Source organism: Micromonospora sp. MW-13 (genome assembly GCF_003434305.1).
GTDB lineage: Bacteria > Actinomycetota > Actinomycetes > Mycobacteriales > Micromonosporaceae > Micromonospora.
Genome location: NZ_QKKX01000002.1, coordinates 123,185 through 142,222, shown reverse-complemented (window position 1 = coordinate 142,222; position 19,038 = coordinate 123,185). Strand labels below are relative to the sequence as shown.

Below are 19,038 nucleotides of genomic sequence, written 5' to 3'. Positions count from 1 at the left end.
CGTACGGCTGCCTTGTCCGAGCCGAGTTGCTCGGATGCCTCGGCGAACCTCTCGTTGAACAGCCGAATTCCGTTGCGCTCTGTTTCAAGCTTGGCACGCTCATCAGCCGCCTCAGCGAGAGCCTTGGTCACCTCTGCCCGCGCATCGGCCGCGTGCGCCAGTTGGTGCGCGAACTCAGCCAGCTTGTTCGTATGTTCCGCTACCCGCTGTTTGCGGTAGGCGACAACCAGAGCTGCAACGCCACCGATGCCAGCCACCATCGCAAACACGAGCTTGAGAAGTTCAAACAGGGTGCTCACTCTCACCGTGCCGTCCCGTACGAACGACGGGAACCCGGCGTACCACAGTGCGCCGACGAGCAGCCCGATGATGAGCAGAACAGCAATGCCAACCATCGAGACGATTGACCAGCGAATCTCCCACAGCTTCAGCCTTGGTACCGGGCTGTCTGTCGCTGAAGCTGCGGGAACCTCAACCTTCACGGTGGACGCGGCTGGGGACAACTTGGGGGATGGCTCCACAGCTCCTATTCGTATCGCATCGCGGCAATTCCTGGACGTCTGCGTCGGACCGAAGTCACCTCACCCGTTCGCTAGACGGTCGACCAACGCCCCGGCTATCTCACTCATGCTGGTCACGACCGCATCCGCTCCGACCGTATCGAAGGCTTCGACCTTCGAAGGCTTGTTGGCGTAGCCGATCACCCTCACGCCTGCCGCCTGTGCTCCCTCGATGTCCGACAGCGAGTCACCGACAAGGACGCATCGACCCGGAATCTCGCCGAATGTTCGGATGGCTTGCAGGATTGGTTCCGGGTTGGGCTTCATGCGGTCCGGGTCGGCGTACGCCCGACCGACGACTGGCGAGACGTACGCGGCGAGCCGGTGCGCCGTCAGGTAGGCGCTCACCGCGCCGGCTGAGTTGTTGCTGGCCACCGCCACCGGCATGCCGGCCTGCCAGGCCGCGACAATCACCTCACGGCCGTACGGCGTGGGGTCGGCAGTCTCGACGGCCCAGCACTCAGCCGCGCAGAGCGCGTCCTCTACCCGCGTGACGCTGTTGTCGCCGGCCGCGCCGAAGTGCCGCAGCACTTCGAGCGGGTCTGGCTCGCTGGCAAGGTTCGCCGGCACGTCGACTTCCCGCTGCCGCAGCAACTCGACCAGTTCCGCGGCAACCTGCGGGGCGGGGTAGCCGGCGAAGATGCTGCATACCGGGCCGTCGAAGTCGAGCAGTACCGCGCCAACCTCGCCGAGTAGCCGGCCGAGGTCGGCGTTCATCCGTCGTACCGGTAGGCGATGGTCGACCACACGGAGTCGAACCACTGGCGGGACGCTTCGCCGACCTTGGCCGAGGCACGGGCCGAGGAAGATCGGCGCGCAGACACGCATCCGACACAACCACTGAGATCAAGCGGTCCTGAGTGAGACTCAGCAGGACTAACGACGACGACCCCCGACCGGCATCTCTGCTGGTCAGGGGCCGTTGTCGCACCTGGTGGCGGGTAGAGGATTCGAACCTCTGAAGCTTTCGCGACGGATTTACAGGGCGTCTGCGATCTTGCTTCGGTCACCCCCGTTGAGCTGCTGTTTCTATCCTCCAGACAGGTGCCGGCTGGTCAGCCGCCCACCATCTGCCCACGCCCACAATGTCCGGGTCACGCAAGCAGCCAGCGGAACCCCGCAATGATCACCACCAGGATGGCGACTCCCCAGACGACGTTGCGACCAGTGGCGCCGAAGATCAGGTAGGCGATCTGGGCGATCAAGAAGATCGAGCTCAACACCAGGTCTACGAGCAGCAGCACAAGCGTGAGCGCCAGACGCAGCAGGAACCAGACGAACCCCAGACCACACCACTTGTCGATGGTGGAATCGTCGTAGGCCCAGCGCGTCAACACGAAGGGTTTGTAGATCGAAGACTCCCAGCCCTGATCCCACTTCGCGCCGGTCTTGGCCCAGAACGAATCGCCGCCCTCCTTCACCGTGGCCTGATCCACTCGCTTGAACTGGATCTTCTTCACCGCGCCGTCGGTGATGTCGATCAGGACTTGCCCGTCCTTCACCTGGATCGTGGTCGTCCCGTTCACGATCACCGTGAGCTGCTCACGGCCAGCTTGGACCCTGAACACCTTGTCAAACCCGGTCTTGCCCTTCTTGCGGTCGCGAAGCAGGACATAGATCGTGCTTCCGTCTCGCGGCGGGAGGGAGTACTCGGCGCCGATCGAGAACTCGCCGATGGGAGTAACGAAGCTCGTTTCGCCCTCGACAGCCACGCCATCGGGTCCGAGCGTCAGCGCTACCGGCAGCAGCGGAGGCTTGTAGCGGAGCTTGCCCTTGCCCTCAGTCTCTGGATCGCAGCCAGCGACCACCAAGGCCAGGAGTATGAGCACCACCAGTGCCGCTCGATTGCGGACTGAACGCGCTTGAGCGGTCCGCGGGCCTGACGGACGAGGCGTTGGCAGCACCCGCCTGATGGCGAGATCAGCCTTCAATTTGTACCGCCCCCTTGACCCACGCCTCCCGACGCACGGCCGACCACAGTCAGTTGCCACATGATTACGAGTGTCCCGCAGTTGGTCAAGCATCATTGGACCGGGGACGCCCGGACGGCGAAGGGAGTCTCTTGTAGTCGGTCCCTCACCCGAGGGCGTCGCCGATCTTGTCGTTCATGGTGTCGTCTCCGCCGTCGATGCAGTTGGCGTAGACGCGGAGCAGGACGGCGACGCCGTGGCCCAGGCGCCGGGCGACCTCGGTCGGCGGGACGCCGGCATTCAGCCAGAGCGAGGCCGCCGCGTGACGTAGGTCGTAGGGACGGCGGACGAGGGGCGAGGCGACCTGCGATTCGGTCAACGCCTTCTCGCGGGCGAGCTTCCACCACCGGTCGTAGACCGATTCGGAGAGCGGTCCGCCGTGCAGGCCCCGGAAGAACCGGCCGTCCGGACCGACGCCGTGGTTGTCGAAGTGCGCGCACAGCAGCTCGACGAGCCGGGGCGGGATCGGGACCGTCCGGGTTTCCTGCCGGCCCCGGTGCTTGAGGCCACGCCGCTCGTGGGATCCGCCGTCATCGGTCCAGTGCGAGCCGGCGCGCGGCGAGGTGCCGGCGAGCACCAGACGGCCCCAGCGATGTTCGATCTTGCCGTGGTCGCAGGACGCCGAGGGCTTGACCGCCGCCAGGTCGTCGAAGTCGGTCCCGCAACCGAGGCAGTGGCCGGGAAGGTCGCAGTCATCGCGCCGCAGGTCGGCCGCTTCGGAGGGCCGCATGCCCGCGTAGTAGAGGCAGCCGAAGAACGCCGTCACCTTGTCGGCACGTTTGCCGAGAGATTTCACCGCCTCCAGCAGCATGGCGACCTGGGCCGGGTTCGCCACCACCCGCCGGTCGATCGACTGCGCGACTTCGGGGGCGGTCCACTGGACTCGGTCGACCGGGTTGGAGTCGATCAGCTCCAGCTCGACGGCGTACCCGAGTGTGTTGTAGAAGGTGGCACGCTTGCGCTGGACGGTGGAGGCCGCCGCAGGCTTGCCGTCGAGCCGCACGCAGAGGCTGTCGAGGACCCGGCGGACCATCGCGGGCGAGTCCAGCTCGACGACCGGCAGGGACGCGGTTTCGAGCCAGGCGAGCGCCGCCGCGTGGTCGGCCGGGATCTCGTCGGACCAGCGGCGCGGGTTGAGGCCGTACAGGTACAGCGCCTCACGAAGCAGTGCGTCATCCGGGCGGCCCCGCTTCGCCGGCCGGGTCAGGGTGACCGTGATGGAGGTCAGCGCCTCGACGATCGACCGACGGGTCTTGGCCGCCGCCCGGGGCCACTTCATCTCGACGTACGCGCGGCTGTGCGCGTACCAGGTGGTGGGGTTCTTGGTTCTGGCCTCGGAGACCGGGCGGCCGGTGGCCGGGTCGAAGGGCTCCCCCGCGTTGGCCGCCTGGACCAGCTCGGCGCGGAACGAGTGCGCCAGGGCCTTGGTACGGAACATGTCCTCGAAGCGTTGCCCGCTCACCGCCCAGCGGACCCGCCAGGGCCGAGCCTTCCGGTCAGCGCGCTTGCCGATCTCCCAGATCTGGACCTCGTAGCTCTTCACGCGGCGTCCTGCTCAAGGTCGCCGAGCCAACGCCCGAGCGCGGACCGGCGGACTCGCAGTTGCCCGTTCGGGAGCTTGATGACCCGTGGTCCCTTGCCGGTCTGCCGCCAGTAGAACCAGGTCGAGCGGGGTACCCGCAGTTCGGCGAGTACTTCCGGCACGGTCAGCAGTTCCTCGTTCAACCTGATCTCTCCCCGTTGTGCTGTGGTGCCGTGTGCTGAGTTGCCGAAAGGTCTGCGGGCCCCTGTTTGGCCCGGTCCTTCGCGGCGAGTAGTTCGGAGCGCCAGCGGGCGCGTTCGCTGATCGAGCGCATGAGTCGGTGGGACAGCGGGCCAACGTCGGGGTCGTCGGGTCGGGCGAGTTCCCAGGCGTGCCGGACCCGTTCGACGGCGGCGCCCTGGTCGTCGGCGAGCTGCCCGGGGTTGTCGGCAGTGGCGCTGTCGGTGGTCACGCCGAGCAGTGCCCGAACCCAGGCCCGTACGTCGTGTTTGTGGTCGGCGAGGGTCTTGCCGGACCAGTCGCGGGAGATGAGGATGCGCCGGCCGCCGATGCCGAGGGTGTCCCGCTGGTGGACCCTTCCCTTGCAGCGGCCGGGCTTGAGCTTGGCGTTCGCGTTGCGAGGCTGGACGCCGTAGAGCAGCCAGTTGGCGCACCGGTCGGTGCACGGGGTGACCCGCAGTTGGCACCAGAGCCGGTCGAGGTGTGCGCGCTGCCGGTCGGTGGTCGCTTTGTGGCAGTCGCCGGTGTGCTTGGTGATGTACTTCGTGACGTACCGGATGGTCCGCTCGGCGTCGTCGGTGCCGGGCATAACGCCGCGCGCGTCGACCTGGGCGCCGAAGCGGGCGACGTGCACCGGTTCGGCGTCCGGGTTCGCGTCGATGGCATCGAGGGCTTCGGTCCAGATGGTCAGCGGCTGGTGGGTGTCCGGGTCGACCCACGCGGAGGCATCTGCGTCCCAGACCGGGGGTCGGTCGGCGGTGTACCGCTGGACATCCACGCTCGGCCACCACACCTGGTGGTAGGTGGCCGCCGCCACGGTGCGCAGCGTGTCGCGGGGGATGGTGCCCCGGATGGCGAAGTGCGCGTGAGGGGCGAGTCGGCGTTGGGGCTCGACGCAGCCGGCGTACTGGACGTTCCAGCCCTCGCAGCGGCGTAGGTTCTGCCAGAACCGGTCGAGCAGCCGGGGGAAGTGGACGGCATCCCAGGCGGCCCGGCGGTAGTCGTACCGGTCGGGGTTGACCGGAGTGCCGTCGGGACGGACCGGGCCGTACGAGTCGAGGGTGAGTGTGAGCCACATCGACGGCCGGTAGGTCGAGCCGTCCGAGGCGGTGTACGTCTTGCCGACGGTGCGCCGCTCGACCTTGCGCCGGGGTAGCTCGGGGGCATCCTGGCGCCGCTTCGTGGAGCGCTTGCGCCGGCGGCCGGTGTCCTCGTCGCTCTGGTCCTCGTCGACGGCCGCGTGGGGAGGTCCGACGCGACCGCGCAGCCCTTCGGCGGCGATGGCTTCCTCTACCTCGCGGATGGCCTCGTCGAGGTCGGCGACCTGGTCCCATTGGCTTGCTCGTGCCGCTTCGTCGCGGGAGAACTCCAGGTGTGCCCGGAAGAGGATCAGTGACTTCTGCTCCTCGGTGGCTGGTTGCGGGCCGGGTAGCGGTTCGTCGTCGCGGTGCCAGCCCTCCCGGATCTGGGCCTGCCGTAGCCGGCGGTTCTTCTTGGCGCACGGCGCGCACTTGTCCTCGCGGGTGGCCCCACAGGGAAGGTCGATGACCTCGGTCAGGCCGGTGTCGAGATCCGTGCGGCGCATGGCAAGCGGGCGGACGCAGACGCCGTACTCGGCCGCGATTTCCTTGAGCACGTCGACCGAGCGGGGTAGCGCCATGCGGGCCGCCCGCGACCCCGGCCGAGGAGCAGCAGCCGGGGTCGGGGCGGGTTCGAGGCCGGGCAGGGTCGGAGCCGTCATCGGATGATCCCGACGACGTGCGGCCGGTTCGACCCGACGACGCCACGCGGAGGCAGCACCGCCGCCGGGGCGAAGGCGACAGCCGGTGCCGGGACAGTCGGCGGCACGGGGTCGGCCGGACGCTCGGGTTCGGGGTGGGTGGTGGCCTGCTCGGGCACCTCGTACCAGTCGGCCGGGGGTTGGTCCGGTTCGGGTGCCGGCGGGGTGGCCGGGGCGTTGGACAGGACGACCTTCACCAGGGCGAGGAACGCCAGGGACGGTACGGCCGCCACGGTCCATCCCCACACCGAGGGTTCCGCTTCGGCGACCTGGGCGGCAAGCGACAGCAGGGCGAACGCGACGAGCAGCGAGGCGACCAGGCCGACCGGGCGACGGGCACGGCGGCGGGCGCGGAGTTCCAGGCCGAGGTAGATGGCCATCAGTTCGACGGCTACGGCGTTGGCCCAGCCGATCCAGTCGGGTTGGCCGTGGGTTACGGACAGGTCGTGGACGTGGGTGAAGGCGGCGGCGCCGGCCATGCTGCCGATGGCGAGCAGGATCACCAGGCGTACGGCGGATTCGGTGCGCTCGGTCATCGCCATTCCTGCAACGGCTTCTCGCGGATGGTGAGGTCGATGCGGATGCGCCGGTCGTTCATGTCGGGTCGGCGGCTGACCATCTGCGCCAAGCCGTGCAGGGCGGCGGCGGTCTGGTCGGCCGGGCCGACGAGCCGGATGCGCAGCGGACGCCGAAGCCGGTTGATGAGGCGGGTGAGGGTGTTCACGGCGGTTACCTCCGGGCTGGTCGGATGTCGGTGCGGATGTAGTCGGGCGGGGTGCCGAGCGCGGCGACGGCTTCGGAGAGGCAGCGCCACAGCGCCCACGCCTCGTCGGGGGTCAGGGACATCCGCCGCCGACCCGCACCGACCGCCAGGTAGACCGGGTACGGGTCCGGTCGCTCGGGGTCGACGCGCACCGAGACAGCCGTACTGCTCGCTCCGTCGGTGGCGGGGGCACGGAGCCGGTAGAAGGTCGAGGTGGTCACCGCGGCTCGCCCCCGTCGGCGTCGAGGATGTCGCGAAGCGCATCGGGCAGCAGTGGCCCTCGACGCGGCCGGGGCAGTGGCCGGCGGACCGGTTCCGGGGTCGACTCGCGGCCGACCTGGGCGAGGATGTCCGCCGCGTCGGCCGGGGCCGGGTAATGGCGGGCGAGGTCGCGGATGTGGTCGTCGGTGACGTACGAGAAGCGGACCCGCAGGGGTTCGGGGGTGCCGTCGAGGATCACGTAGCCCACGCCTTTGGCCCATCGGGGCATCTGGTCAGCCAGCGCGCCCCGGTTGCGGGCGCCGTCACCGAGGACCAGGTCGACTTGCGACGCCTCGGTCAGCCCGAGTGCGATGCGGGTCGGGAACAGGTCCCGGAACGGCAGCACCTCCTTGCGCGGGTCCTGCAACGCGGCCACGACCAGGACGCCGACGCCGGCACCCTGCGACAGCAGCAGCCCGAGCAAGCCGGCGATGCGCTTTCGCAGGTCGACATCTTGCAGGTACGCGGTGAGGGCGGCCATCTCGTCGATGACGACCACGACCAGGGGGTCGGCTTCGGTCGGGGTGTGGACCCGGACGGTTCCGGCGAGCCGATCCTGACGTTCCCGCATCACCGTCACGGCCTCGTCGAGCAGATCGGCCATGGCCTCGAAGGACTTGCAGGCGAACCGGGCGAACAGCGGCCGGCCCATGGCGAACTCCATCCCGCCTTTGGGGTCGATCACCCAGAGCCGGACCAGGCCGGAGGTGATGCCACCGGCCAGCGAACGGACCAGCGACCAGAGCACCGAGCCCTTACCGGAGCGGGTGGCCCCACCGATAAGCACGTGCGTAGCGAGCAGGCGCAGCGACCAGATGCCCAGGTCTTCCCGCCGCGCCAGCGGCAGCGCGGTGAAGTCCGGGACAGCCGGAGCCTCGAAGGGGGCCACGACCGGCCGCAGAGCGTCAGTGCGGACGAGCACCAGGTAGACCACGGTCGGCCGGTCCCGGAACCGCACCCGATCCACCCACCCCAACACCAGCGCCCAATAGCCGGTCCGGGTCGGCGCGTCGTCGGGCCGCTCGGAGTAGACCCGGGCGTGCCGCCGACCGAATGCGTACGCGAGGTTCGCCGTGACCCGTTGGAAGTCGGCAGGGGTCTGCCCGCGGACCATGCGGATGGTCAGCACGTCGAGGGCCTGATCCGAGCGCACGCGCAGCAGCTCGGGCAGGACGGCGCGGTGGTCGTACGTCTCGGCGAGGCCACACAGGGTCATGGCCTCACGCCACGCCCGCCGGTACACGAAGACCTGACGGAACCGGCCGAGCAGGGGCCCGGCGCACCACCGCCACCAGGACGTCTCATCGCGCCACCGCCACACCGCGGACACCGCCGACGCCAGGACCAGCGGAACGACCAGGCCCGCCCAGCCGTACTCGACGTAGAGGAAGACGGCGAGCACGGCCAGGCCCACGGTGACCGGGTGACGCAGGCACCACCAGCAGCCCCCGGCGAGCCAACGCAGCACCAGGCCGAGCACGACCGCCCACATTGGCAGCTCGAACCGCTTCGGCCGGATCACCACCAGGTCCCCGGCGGTCGTCATCACCACCTGGCCACGCGGCCGGCGCATCATCGCGCACCCCGCACCGACACGAACCGACCCGACGCATCGCGGACCGGGGGAAGGGGAAGAACGAGCTGCCCGACGCAGAGCGGGCACCGGTCAGCCGCACCGCTGGCCGGGTCGAACCGGGACTGACACACGCCGCACCGAGACCGGGCCGGGGCAGCCGATCGCCTACGCTTGGACACGTCACTACCTCTCTCGACAGAGCAGGGGGAAGAGACAGAGGGCGGGGCTGCCGTCCTCCAAGACCTGACAGCCCCGCCCCCACCAAAAGCGGCTACGCCGCCGCCTTCTTGCTGCCGGCCACGCCCGCCGGGGCACGCATCCCGGTCGCCCGCAGCGAGTACGCCATCCGACCGTTGTTCGACACGTACGGCGTGACCGTCATGCCCTCGAACTCGACGCCCTCGAATGGGGCGCCCGTCGGCGCAACCGGCTGGTAGTCAGCCGAGATCTTCACCGTCGTCTCCCGGGAGCGCTTCCCGAGTTCCGGGTCGAGGTCCATCACGCGGACCTGCCACACCCGCTGGCCGGTCAGCTTGTCCTTCGCCGGGCTACGCCGGCCGGTCTTCTCGTCGTAGTCCTCCACCTCACCCAGTGACTCGGGCACCAACGCGCACCCCGCCGGGAACACGTCCTCGCAACGCACGGCGAACCTCGTACCGCCACGCAGAGCCATCGCTCAACCTCCAGGTTGTTGGCATGTCTGCCAAGTGAGACTCCAAGGTAGACGGCACTTGGCAGACAAGTCAACAAGTGGCTCGCGGCGGCGGGCTGCCATGCAAGCTCCAGCAGGGACATCAGCAGAAGCCTTGGCGACGGGACGCTCCGGCCGTGAACCTCACAGGCATCTGGCAGTGGGAGACTCAGGTCGTGCTTGACTTCACTGAACTTTCTCCCAATGGGGAAGACCTTGAGCAGCTTGTTCGCGAGCTGTGCCTAGCGCTTGACTACCGCGTCCAGTGGTTCGGTAGAGGCGCGGACGGCGGCCGAGATCTCATTCTTGAGGAGCAGGGAGATGCTCTTCTCGGAAAAAAGACGCGTCGCTGGCTTGTTTCTTGCAAGCACACAGCACATGCAAGCCAGGGAACAGGAAGATCCGTCAATGGTGAGGATGTGGGCTCTGACGGGGGCGTCGTTGATGCCGTCTCGCAGCATAACGCGCATGGCTACCTTCTCGTATGCTCCACCCAGCCATCAAGCAGTCTCATGGGCCGCCTAGAGGCGATAGAGCGAAATCGAGGGGTTCTAGTACACGTCTGGGACGGGGTAGAGCTAGAGAGAATGCTGAATAGCCCTCGGGGGTGGGCGGTGGCGCAGCGCTTCCTACCAAAAAGCGCCGCTGCTGCCGGTTGGCGAGTATTCGCGACCGAGTCACCGAATAGGTTCGTAGGAGTCACTCGGGGCTACTTCATCCGGATGGCGAACCGACATGGCAGCCAGCTTGGTTACCAGCTCCAGAGTGTAGACGAGCGACTTGATTCAGTGGCGCGCATAACCCTGCCGACAGGGCATGAGATTCGCCCAAGAGGCGTATTTTGTGACGACAAAATTGGCTCCTTTACCTGGTATTTCGACTACCTCTACCCGAGCTCCGGCCTCGAATCAAACGTAAGTCCGGCCTACACCGAAGAGGAGCTTCAAGAAATCCTCGGGCACGACAGAGTCACTTACAGTGATGGACAATTTGATTGGTTTAAGTTCTCGATGAGGAAGGTTTTCCCTGGCAGCGATACCTACGACGCGGACCACTACAGATACTACGAGGAATTGCCAAAATACATCTAGAGATTCGTCACTCTTATTGCCGCTGACGGCCAAGAATGAGGTTCACCTTCGACTTCTTCGGTGGCCGGCATGCAACGGGTGGCAGCGTCACCAGCCCTTCGGGCACCGCAGGGCGGAAGGTAGGTGGCGTGCCCTACTTCTGGGTATTAGCTGACCATGGATGCGGAAAGTATTGAAGCAGTAGATCAGCAACACAGGCGGGTGCCAGGTATGAACAACACGACGGTTGAGGCGCTGGGCGAGTTGAGCAAGGCGCTAGAGACGATCCACCGCGTACGAGGGCATTTGTACTCGGCCCATCAGCTCGTGGGCGGTGCGGATCTCACCCTCGACCGGGTGGTGAAGCTGCTCCGCGAGGCCGGGCACGACACGGTGGCCGACCGGGTTGAGCACGAGCTGTTGGGGCGCAACGTGCTACCCGGCCGGTGGACGTTCCAGATCGTGGAGGAGTTCGATGACGGGTACTACGCCGCGTTCCAGGAGATCGAGCGGGACGCTCGCGAGAAGTTGGCCGGCGGCCGGCGGCACATCTACGAGGCGGAGATGAAGGAGCGGCGGCGCACCCACGGGATGCCGGGGCACGAGGCTACGCCGTAGCGCCGCCGCCGAAGCCGTTCGGCACCATCGAGGCCAGGGCGTTGGCTCTGGCCTCGATGATCCTCATCCGCGCCTGATACTCGGCCGGTTCCCGGTGCGCGGCCTGGCTGGTGACCTGGCCGGGCCACTTGCGGTAGAGCAAGCCGTACTCCCGGGTGAAGTAGCCCTCGCTGACCGCGTTGGCGGCGAGCAGGAGGCCGGTGTCCTCGGAAGCGGGCAGGGCCATCCAGCCGCCCAGGGCGAAGACGAGATCCCGGCGCAGGCACAGGGTCGCCGGGTGCACCGACGCCCGGTAGTCGTTGGCCTGCCAGAACGACAGGACCGCACCGCGGTCGATGAGCCCGCCGGCGGGATCCTTGTCCCAGCCGGCGGTGGACCCGTCAGGCAGCAGATCGAGTACCCGCGAGGTGGCCCAGCCGATCTGCGGGTGCGCGTCGAACGCGGCGATGTCCCGGGCGAGCGCGCCGGGGGTCAACTGGTCGTCAGCGTCCAGGACCTTGATGAGTTCCCCGGACACCCGGGAAAGAGCGAGGGTACGGGCAACACCAGGCCCACCGGCACGGCCGGTGCCGAGACGGATCCGGGGATCATCGGGCAGCGCGTCGACCAGGGCGCCGATTTGCCCGTCCTCCTGGACGAGCCATTGCCAGTCCCACCCGGCCGGCATCTCCTGCTTGGCCAGCGACGCGTACGCGCCAGCGAGGTACTCGATGCTGGGCGCGTGGACCGGGGTGATGACCGAGACGAGCTGCGTCAAGTTTTCCACCGCTGGAGTTTGTGGGAGTAGACAAGCTCGGTGCGGTCGCCCGGCATCACCACGTCGGCGACCTCGACGACCCGGCCGGTGGTGTCGACGGAGGTCTTGCGCACGGTGAGCACGGAGACGCCCGGGTCGATGTCCAGCAACTCGGCCTCGTCGGGCGACGGCGGACGCGCGCGGATCTCGTCGTCAATCCGGTCCAGCTCGATGCCAAGGGTGTAGAGCTGGTGTTGCGTTCCGCCCGGCCACGGCTCCTTGCTCTCGTCGAGCAGGTCGGGGTTCGCGGCCACCAGGTCGTACGGCAGGTACGAGTACGACACGGTCAGCGGCGCGTTCTCGTGCCGCGACGACGTCCAGTACACCCGGCGCAGCAACGGCGTACCCGGCTCGACCTGCAGGGCCGCCGCCATCTCCGCATCCGCGTCCACCCGGGAGTACTCGGCGTGGAACTTCAGGTCGTCGACGGTCAGACCGGTGTCATGCTCGGTCGCGCCGGTCTTCAACCGCTCGCCCTCGTCGAGCAGGACCCGATCCTTCTCCCACTGGTACCGCTCAGTGTTGCGACGGCGTACCCGCTGCCGGGGAGCCCGCACGTAGGTGCCACGCCCCTGCTCGGCCCGGACCAGACCCCATTCCCGAAGCTGCCGGATCGCGTTACGCACGCTCGTGCGGGACAGGCCGGACGACTCGGCCAACTCGGTCTCGCTCGGCATCAGCGTGCCGGGCGCCATCTCCCCGCCCATGATCTTGACCCGCAACTCTTCCGCGAGTTGCAGGTAACGAGGGCGCCAGTCCCTGCCATGCACACCGGCCACCGTACCGCCTAGACGTTCCAACGTCTGCCAGGCGGTCCCCCCGGCCGGCCGCTCGGGAACCGGAGGGACCGTTACCGCTGCTCGGGGTGACTGCGCCCGGCGTGGGCCAGGAGTACGAGGGGCAGCTACACCCCGGCGGTTGCTCGCGTTCATCGCGTCTCCCCCGCCTGTCCGCGCCGACTGGCTGGCGCCCGCATCACCTGTCGCGCGTGCGTCAGCTCCTCGATGAGCCGGTCTACCTGCGCCGCCGACAGGAGGACGGCTTGGGTTGCGCCGTAGCGGGTCGCGTCGAGCTTGACCGCCAGGTCCCGCCGCGCGAACCGGTCGACGAGCAGTTGAACGCTGATCCAGCCGGTCCGCTCCCGCCCGATGGTCGCGAGAAGCCCTCGGTGCATCGGGTCGTTCGGCCCGCAGCCCCTGCACCACGCGGGGCATACGGCCGGCGCGATCGACGACGGCGGCCGGCCCTCCGTCATGGGTCTACCCTCACTCATCGTCGGCCCCCTGGTCCCCGGTGACTTGCGCCAACAACCCGCGAAGCTGCTCGACCAGTTCGGCCGCCTGCGGCAAGGACAACTCCGCCCAGGCGTTCCCGCCCCGGCACGACGCGTGAACCCCAACCATCGGCCCCAGAGCGTCACAACCGATGAGGTACGTAACGACGAGTCCGCCCGCCCGCTTGTCGCCGACCAGATGCATCGGGCCGCGATGACGGCGGGCCATGTGCGCCATCACTGGCGGCACCAGGTAGCCGCAGCGATCCGGGGTGCACCAGTCAGGATGGCTTGGGCTGTCCGCCGGCTTGCTCGTGCGCCTCATCGCGGCCACCGTCCACCGTTGCCCCGGTAGGTCTGGGCCAGCGTCATCAGCGGCGCGTCCCGCAGCACGGGCAACTTCCACGTTGGCGCTAGGGACCACGATGGCGAGGGCAGGACAGAAGCCGTGCGTGGGCTTGACGGGGCGGTGCTGCTGGCGGCCCGGATCGGCGTGCGTCTCCGAGGCCACCAGGACGAAAACCAGCCGGACCGACGATGAGAGCCGGACATGGCACCTCCAAAGGTAGGGAGGGCCGGTGGCCAGTCACGGGGGAGGCGGCCGGCCACCGGCCCGGATGAAGGCACGGCGCACCGTCCGACACAGACGGGTCGGGTATCGCCGAGCCAACTTGTACGCGCGGCTACCGCAACCGGTCCGACAGGACGCCGCGCATCAGGTGCGACCAGGGCCAGCCCGTAGCCACCCCTGTTACGAGCCGTCACCCTGGCCGCACACCAAGAAACGTACCTACAAGTGGATGAGTTGTCCATACATCAAAACGGGTCGCTTGGTTGTCACTTGCTAAGACAAGTGCCAGGTACGGTGAGCAGGTGCCCACCCCGCACTACGGACAGCCCCGCTACCGCGTCATCGCCGAGCAGTTGAGAGAACGCATCGAGAGCGGCGTCATGCCACCCGGAGCCCTTCTGCCGGCTGAGAGCGCGCTCACCGCCGAATTCCAGGCGGCACGCGGCACGGTTCGTCAGGCAATAGCCGCGTTACGCGAGGCAGGCTTGGTGGCCACCGAACACGGCCGCGGCACCTACGCAATCCCCCGCCAGCACGAGCGTGGGCCAGACGAGGGTTCCGAGACGGAAACGCAGCAGCGCCAAGTCACTGCTGACGTAGAGCTTGCAGCCCTTTTCGCTGTCGAGGTCGGCACAGCCCTGATGGAACAACAGAGCCTCACTCGAACAAGCGGAGCCGTCAGAACAGTCGTCAGAACCTACCGACTGCTTCAGACGAAGCAATAGAACAGTTCGCGCCTTCGATACGTCCTCCTCACGGGCCGCACGCACGGGCGCGTGGGCGCCGCCCGTCGCACCGCGGATGCTCCGACCCCGGCCACGCAATACGCCGGCGCCCGCAGATAGCTTCCGTTCTTAAGGTAGGCGTGAGGCCGCCGCACGCACGCCCAACGGCAAGTCGAGACCCCCAGGCGGCGTAAGCATGAGCCGCACCTACCGCAGCTAAACCAAGAACTGCCGGCGACCGGGTTGAACGATCACGCCCGCAGGACGTCAATCCCGACAAGACCCTTCTGGAACATATCCGACTCAGGATTCGCAAGCCACCGCCGACGAAAATTACCGTAGCGAATGGACTGGGATTGCAGCGCGCCGACCTCACCCTCGTTGACATAACTTATATAATCAATGAATGGTCACAGGATTCATGAGGCAACGCGACGTCAACGAGAATTCCTTGATTTCGGCAGCCTTATACTTCGATCGTCTCATAGTTCTTATTCCAGGCGTGTCAGACGAATATAACTACCCTCTACCCTCGCCCCCAATTAATGCCAGGCGCGACAGGCTTTTCGATGGTCTTGTAGACCATGAAATAATTCGCAAGGTTCAACTCTCCCGCGCCGACAAACGAAGAGTGGCGGCCCCACTGGTCGAGGTGATTCGTCAATCAGGGCCGGAACTCAGAGAAGTAATGAGGTTTCAAGGAGCCAGACCCGCCAGGAGTGACGCAAAGACGTTTGGAATCTATACAGATTTCATCCCCGACACGCTCCGAGAAGCGGTTCTTGATGAACAGATCGGATCCTTCAAGAAGAACATCTACCAGATGTGGGATCGGCTGCTGACGCCAGCCAATCTCGGCCGAATCTACTACAGCATGCTTATGCAGGATCTTGCGAGGGTTAATCTCGCAGAACCAATGAGCGTCTATCACTCCCCACTCTTAGGCTCATTCAGTTGGACGAGCGATATCATACGTCAGGCACTCCTCCAGCCAGGCGGCCAACTGCCCCCCGTTGATCTGGGAGAAGACTTGTCAGGCTTGCTGGGCATGGCCTCTGTACGGGCGGTTCTGCCTGCGGCTTCGGATCGCCTCACTGCGGAAGTCATTGTAGACATTAGATCGAAACATCGGGCCGCATTGATTGCTTTCCAGCATTACATGCAGCAAGTCAGCACAGGCTCATTTATGTCAGCCGAGACTGGCACGATCGACGGTAACGCACTTAGGGACATCTTGAGCATCAAGTACGAGCGAGAGGTATACCCCGGACTTGTCGAACTGCAGAAATCACTTCAGCAGAGGCGACTGAATGGATGTTTTGGAATCATATCAGCCCAAGCGGCAGTACCACCGATCGCAGCCGCAGCAATCAGTCAGCTTGCTGGCAGCAATAACATTCTTACGACACTCGCGACTGGCGTCGGATTCGCTTTGGGGGTAGGCCAATCAGCTATCCAGACCGTCGGTGAATTACGCGGATTAAGGCAAGCGAGCGCTTCTTCGTACCTCCTTGCCGTTCGTGACGAATCATTGCCAGGGGGATTTAGACGCCTGAAACAGGCAGAGCCACCGTCGCAGCTAGGGCATGGGACTGCGGCACTTCCAAAGTGATTTACTCACGCACCCCCATACCGCCGATCGCGGTTCTCCAACTGCATGACATTTCACGCTCTATAGCAATGTTCGGCGTTGGCGAAGCTGCGGCGACGACATAATTCAACCCACTCGCGCTGCCGAATTCCTCTGTATTGGATCAAGGCACCGCGGGCGGTAAGCCGGCCGGCGGCAACCCGCCCCGGCCGCCTCCGGCGCCGGGGCGGAGAGCCACCGACTGCCGCCGGACAACCGCCCCCACCGATGACCGAACCGGCACGACCACGGCCAGGCGGTACGGAAGCCGAACGGGTCGACCTGATCGAGGGTCGAGGCTTCCGGCTGCCGCGCCAGTCCAACCCCGGGACTGGCTTGCCCCCGGCCTGCCTCCCGTAGCCAGCGACACGCCAGCGCGGAGCCCTCAGCCGGCCCCTACGAGCACGGCCCGCGCCAGCCCGGCCCGCGCTGCCAACACCAACAGGCGCAGCCACAGAGGAGCACTCAGAGGCAAGATCGACCTGCCCACCATCTGCCCACAACCAGTCGTCAACGACTGGACTCAGCCGGACTCCGCTAGATCAACGAAAACGGCCCCCGATCAGCATCTCTGCTGGTCAGGGGCCGCATCTGCACCTGGTGGCGGGTAGAGGATTCGAACCTCTGAAGCTTTCGCGACGGATTTACAGTCCGCTCCCATTGGCCGCTCGGGCAACCCGCCAGGGCATCACCACCACGCCGTGCGCGGCAGCGGAGCCAAGGATAGCGGTTGCTCCCGGGTCCGGCGCAACCGGGTACCGTCAGAGGGTCGTGCCGCTGGTCGGCGGGCGACGTACGTGCACTGACCGCCGGACAGCAGGAGCATGAGCATGGCAGCGAACCCGTCGTTCGACATCGTGAGCAAGGTCGACCGGCAGGAGGTCGACAACGCCCTCCGCCAGGCGGAGAAGGAGCTCGCGACGCGGTTCGACTTCCGGGGCACCGGCGCGGAGATCTCCTGGTCGGGTGAGGAGGCGATCAGCCTCCAGGCGGAGACCGAGGAGCGGGTCCGGGCGGCCCTGGACGTCTTCAAGGAGAAGCTGGTCAAGCGGAACATCTCGCTGAAGTCCCTCGACGCCGGCGACCCGCGTCCCTCCGGCAAGATCTTCAAGATCGATGCCAAGGTGATCCAGGGCATCGAATCGGACAAGGCCAAGGCGATCAGCAAGAAGATCCGGGACGAGGGTCCCAAGGGCGTCCAGGCGCAGATCCAGGGCGATCAGCTCCGGGTCACCGGCAAGAAGAAGGACGACCTCCAGGCCGTCATCACCCTGCTCAAGGGCGATGACTTCGGCGTCGCCCTGCAATTCACGAACTACCGCTGACGCGGTGCGGCCGGCCGCCACCCCGGGGCCGGCCGCCACCGGCGAGCGGCTGCAACTCGACGGCTCGCGGGCACGAAGCTCACCCAGAGCAGCCGCTCTCGGCACACGCATGGGCGCAGCCAAGGCGACTTGGTGGTAGAAAGTGCATCTTTTCCACCTAGCGGGGGATTTCACCTTCCCCAGCGTGACGTGCGTCTCCTACTACTCGTTGCCCCCTTTGTCAATAGTCCACGACACGGGGGATCCACATGAGCAAGACCTCTTCGCCGAGCAGACGGGCCGGCATCCGGGTACGACTGGCCGCCTTCACGCTGCTGGCCGGCGCCCTGCTGCTCGCGGCCGGCTCGCCGGCCGTCGCCGCGTCGACGATCAACATCAACCCAGGGAACGTGCCGACGACGGCGGCCGAGTTCACCCAAGACTGCGACCCGAACCTCGGCGGTGGGCCCTTCCCCAACGAGGACGTGTGGGTGTTCAACCTGCCGGGGGACTCACAGACCAGCGGCATCTTCGAGTCGATCACAGCGACGTTCAGCACGCCGAGCGGCACCGTCACGCGGACGATCCCCACCGACCCCAACAGCGCCATCGTCAACGGCATGGGGACCAGCAAGGCGTGGATCCGGCTCCCGGCTGGCTGGACGCTCACCGGTGCCACCGCCGTGATCTCCGGAAGCGCGGATTTCTTCGTGCTCAGCCAGACCTGCGCGGCATCGAACCCCCAGGTGAACCCGAAGCTTGGGCTCACCAAGACCGGCACCCCGGCCACCGGCGTGCAGGCCGGTGACAAGGTCACCTACACCTACACGGTGACGAACCAGAGCACGGGCACGACCGACCCGATCACCGGCATCACCGTCACCGACGACACGGTCTCCGGCATCACCTGCCAGGCCACGTCGCTCGCGCCGGGGGCGAGCACCACCTGCACCGGCACGTACACCGTCACGAAGGCCGACGTGGACAACGGCAAGATCGTCAACACCGCGCAGGCGACCGGGACGTTCCACGAGCAGAAGGTGTCGTCCAACCAGGCGACGTTCACCGTGACCACCGAGCCGACCCCGCCGAAGCAGGCCAGCCTGTCGATCGACAAGAAGGCCCGGGTCGAGTCGGACTGTCACAAGAAGTGTGAGAACGACGGCTTCGCCGCCAAGGGCGACAAGATCTTCTACACCTACCGGGTGACCAACACCGGCACGGTCACCATCACCAACGTCGCCGTCGACGACCCGACCGCCGGTGCGGTGGTCTGCAACAGCACCACGCTGGCGCCGGGTACGAGCACCGACTGTCACGCCGTCAAGCCGCATGTGGTGACCTCGGCCGACGTCAAGGCCGGGAAGGTGGTCAACACGGCCCGAGCGACCGGCAAGTTCGACGGCAAGACCGTGACCTCCGACCCTGCCACCGTCACCGTCTGCATCCGGGACGGCAAGTTCGACCACCGGCACGACGGCAAGGACGACGAGCACGGCAAGCACGACAAGGGCGACAAGGACGAGCCGAAGCTGCCGGTCACCGGTGACAGCTCCGCCGGTGCCCTCTCACTGGCTGGCGGCCTGCTGGCCTCCGGCGGCCTCCTGCTCGGGGCCAGCCGGATCCGCCGCAGGGCGCACGTTCAGGTCTGATCGGTTCGACAGGCACTCCGGGCACCGGAATCCCGG

At 66.9% G+C, this 19,038-nt stretch carries 20 protein-coding genes, 1 tRNA gene and 1 pseudogene; 6 read left to right on the top strand and 16 right to left on the bottom strand.

The features are described from left to right. The 11 genes and pseudogenes from C5N14_RS01900 to C5N14_RS01850 all read right to left on the bottom strand — a co-directional run. A pseudogene (locus tag C5N14_RS01900) lies at window positions 1-482 on the bottom strand (hypothetical protein); the annotation flags it as partial. A 99-nt stretch (window positions 483-581) separates the two neighbouring features. Continuing rightward, window positions 582-1,277, bottom strand: a complete 696-nt coding sequence (locus C5N14_RS01895; RefSeq protein ID WP_117665061.1) for an HAD family hydrolase — start codon at window positions 1,275-1,277, stop codon at window positions 582-584. A gap of 377 nt (window positions 1,278-1,654) precedes the next feature. Next, window positions 1,655-2,392: a hypothetical protein gene (locus tag C5N14_RS01890; RefSeq protein WP_117665060.1), complete on the bottom strand. Its 738-nt coding sequence runs from the start codon at window positions 2,390-2,392 to the stop codon at window positions 1,655-1,657. 244 nt (window positions 2,393-2,636) lie between these two features. Further along, window positions 2,637-4,073, bottom strand: coding sequence for a tyrosine-type recombinase/integrase (locus C5N14_RS01885; protein WP_117665059.1), 1,437 nt, complete (start codon window positions 4,071-4,073; stop codon window positions 2,637-2,639). Beyond that, entirely contained in the window at window positions 4,070-4,255 is a 186-nt protein-coding gene (locus C5N14_RS01880; RefSeq protein ID WP_030329852.1) for an AlpA family transcriptional regulator, read from the bottom strand. Before C5N14_RS01880 ends, C5N14_RS01885 begins: the two co-directional genes overlap by 4 nt. Then, window positions 4,252-6,033 carry a replication initiator gene (locus C5N14_RS01875; protein ID WP_117665058.1) on the bottom strand — a complete coding sequence of 594 codons (1,782 nt, stop codon included), beginning with the start codon at window positions 6,031-6,033 and terminating at the stop codon, window positions 4,252-4,254. Before C5N14_RS01875 ends, C5N14_RS01880 begins: the two co-directional genes overlap by 4 nt. Continuing rightward, the gene (locus tag C5N14_RS01870) at window positions 6,030-6,608 is read right to left on the bottom strand and encodes a DUF2637 domain-containing protein (protein ID WP_117665078.1); all 579 of its coding nucleotides are present in this window, start codon (window positions 6,606-6,608) and stop codon (window positions 6,030-6,032) included. Before C5N14_RS01870 ends, C5N14_RS01875 begins: the two co-directional genes overlap by 4 nt. Further along, window positions 6,605-6,796, bottom strand: coding sequence for a hypothetical protein (locus tag C5N14_RS01865; RefSeq protein WP_117665057.1), 192 nt, complete (start codon window positions 6,794-6,796; stop codon window positions 6,605-6,607). The genes C5N14_RS01870 and C5N14_RS01865 overlap by 4 nt, the downstream gene beginning before the upstream one ends. 5 nt (window positions 6,797-6,801) lie before the next feature. Continuing rightward, complete coding sequence (locus tag C5N14_RS01860; protein WP_117665056.1) at window positions 6,802-7,056, bottom strand: hypothetical protein; 255 nt, start codon at window positions 7,054-7,056, stop codon at window positions 6,802-6,804. Next, a complete protein-coding gene (locus C5N14_RS01855) occupies window positions 7,053-8,669 on the bottom strand; it encodes an FtsK/SpoIIIE domain-containing protein (RefSeq protein ID WP_371685783.1) in 1,617 nt (538 codons plus the stop codon). Before C5N14_RS01855 ends, C5N14_RS01860 begins: the two co-directional genes overlap by 4 nt. Before the next feature lie 274 nt (window positions 8,670-8,943). Further along, the gene (locus tag C5N14_RS01850; protein WP_117665055.1) at window positions 8,944-9,345 is read right to left on the bottom strand and encodes a transcriptional regulator; all 402 of its coding nucleotides are present in this window, start codon (window positions 9,343-9,345) and stop codon (window positions 8,944-8,946) included. A 155-nt stretch (window positions 9,346-9,500) separates the two neighbouring features. Between C5N14_RS01850 and C5N14_RS01845 the strand changes: the two genes are divergently transcribed. Both C5N14_RS01845 and C5N14_RS01840 read left to right on the top strand, forming a co-directional pair. Next, window positions 9,501-10,454: a restriction endonuclease gene (locus C5N14_RS01845; RefSeq protein ID WP_165878013.1), complete on the top strand. Its 954-nt coding sequence runs from the start codon at window positions 9,501-9,503 to the stop codon at window positions 10,452-10,454. 156 nt (window positions 10,455-10,610) lie between these two features. Then, on the top strand, window positions 10,611-11,051 hold the full coding sequence (locus C5N14_RS01840) for a hypothetical protein (RefSeq protein WP_117665053.1): 441 nt from the start codon (window positions 10,611-10,613) through the stop codon (window positions 11,049-11,051). Here C5N14_RS01840 and C5N14_RS01835 read toward each other — a convergent pair. From C5N14_RS01835 to C5N14_RS32830, 4 genes are all read right to left on the bottom strand, one after another. Then, complete coding sequence (locus C5N14_RS01835) at window positions 11,041-11,817, bottom strand: glycosyltransferase (RefSeq protein WP_243639061.1); 777 nt, start codon at window positions 11,815-11,817, stop codon at window positions 11,041-11,043. The two genes, C5N14_RS01840 and C5N14_RS01835, sit on opposite strands and share 11 nt — an antisense overlap. After that, complete coding sequence (locus tag C5N14_RS01830) at window positions 11,805-12,617, bottom strand: GntR family transcriptional regulator (RefSeq protein WP_243639057.1); 813 nt, start codon at window positions 12,615-12,617, stop codon at window positions 11,805-11,807. Before C5N14_RS01830 ends, C5N14_RS01835 begins: the two co-directional genes overlap by 13 nt. Before the next feature lie 158 nt (window positions 12,618-12,775). After that, window positions 12,776-13,102 carry a precorrin-4 C11-methyltransferase gene (locus C5N14_RS01825; protein WP_243639055.1) on the bottom strand — a complete coding sequence of 109 codons (327 nt, stop codon included), beginning with the start codon at window positions 13,100-13,102 and terminating at the stop codon, window positions 12,776-12,778. 10 nt (window positions 13,103-13,112) lie between these two features. Beyond that, window positions 13,113-13,445, bottom strand: a complete 333-nt coding sequence (locus C5N14_RS32830; RefSeq protein ID WP_243639053.1) for a hypothetical protein — start codon at window positions 13,443-13,445, stop codon at window positions 13,113-13,115. Window positions 13,446-13,993: 548 nt separating this feature from the next. Here C5N14_RS32830 and C5N14_RS01815 point away from each other — a divergent pair. Together C5N14_RS01815 and C5N14_RS31645 are read left to right on the top strand one after the other, a co-directional pair. After that, a complete protein-coding gene (locus tag C5N14_RS01815; RefSeq protein ID WP_165878012.1) occupies window positions 13,994-14,416 on the top strand; it encodes a GntR family transcriptional regulator in 423 nt (140 codons plus the stop codon). A gap of 406 nt (window positions 14,417-14,822) precedes the next feature. Further along, window positions 14,823-16,028, top strand: coding sequence for a hypothetical protein (locus C5N14_RS31645; RefSeq protein WP_128763501.1), 1,206 nt, complete (start codon window positions 14,823-14,825; stop codon window positions 16,026-16,028). 616 nt (window positions 16,029-16,644) lie between these two features. Here the strand turns inward: C5N14_RS31645 and C5N14_RS01810 are convergent. Then, window positions 16,645-16,728 (bottom strand) — tRNA-Tyr (locus C5N14_RS01810). A gap of 148 nt (window positions 16,729-16,876) precedes the next feature. On the opposite strand from C5N14_RS01810, the gene C5N14_RS01805 reads away from it, so the two are divergent. Next, window positions 16,877-17,371: a YajQ family cyclic di-GMP-binding protein gene (locus C5N14_RS01805; protein WP_117665048.1), complete on the top strand. Its 495-nt coding sequence runs from the start codon at window positions 16,877-16,879 to the stop codon at window positions 17,369-17,371. A 248-nt stretch (window positions 17,372-17,619) separates the two neighbouring features. After that, a complete protein-coding gene (locus tag C5N14_RS01800; protein WP_117665047.1) occupies window positions 17,620-19,002 on the top strand; it encodes an LPXTG cell wall anchor domain-containing protein in 1,383 nt (460 codons plus the stop codon). The last annotated feature ends 36 nt before the right edge of the window (window positions 19,003-19,038 follow it).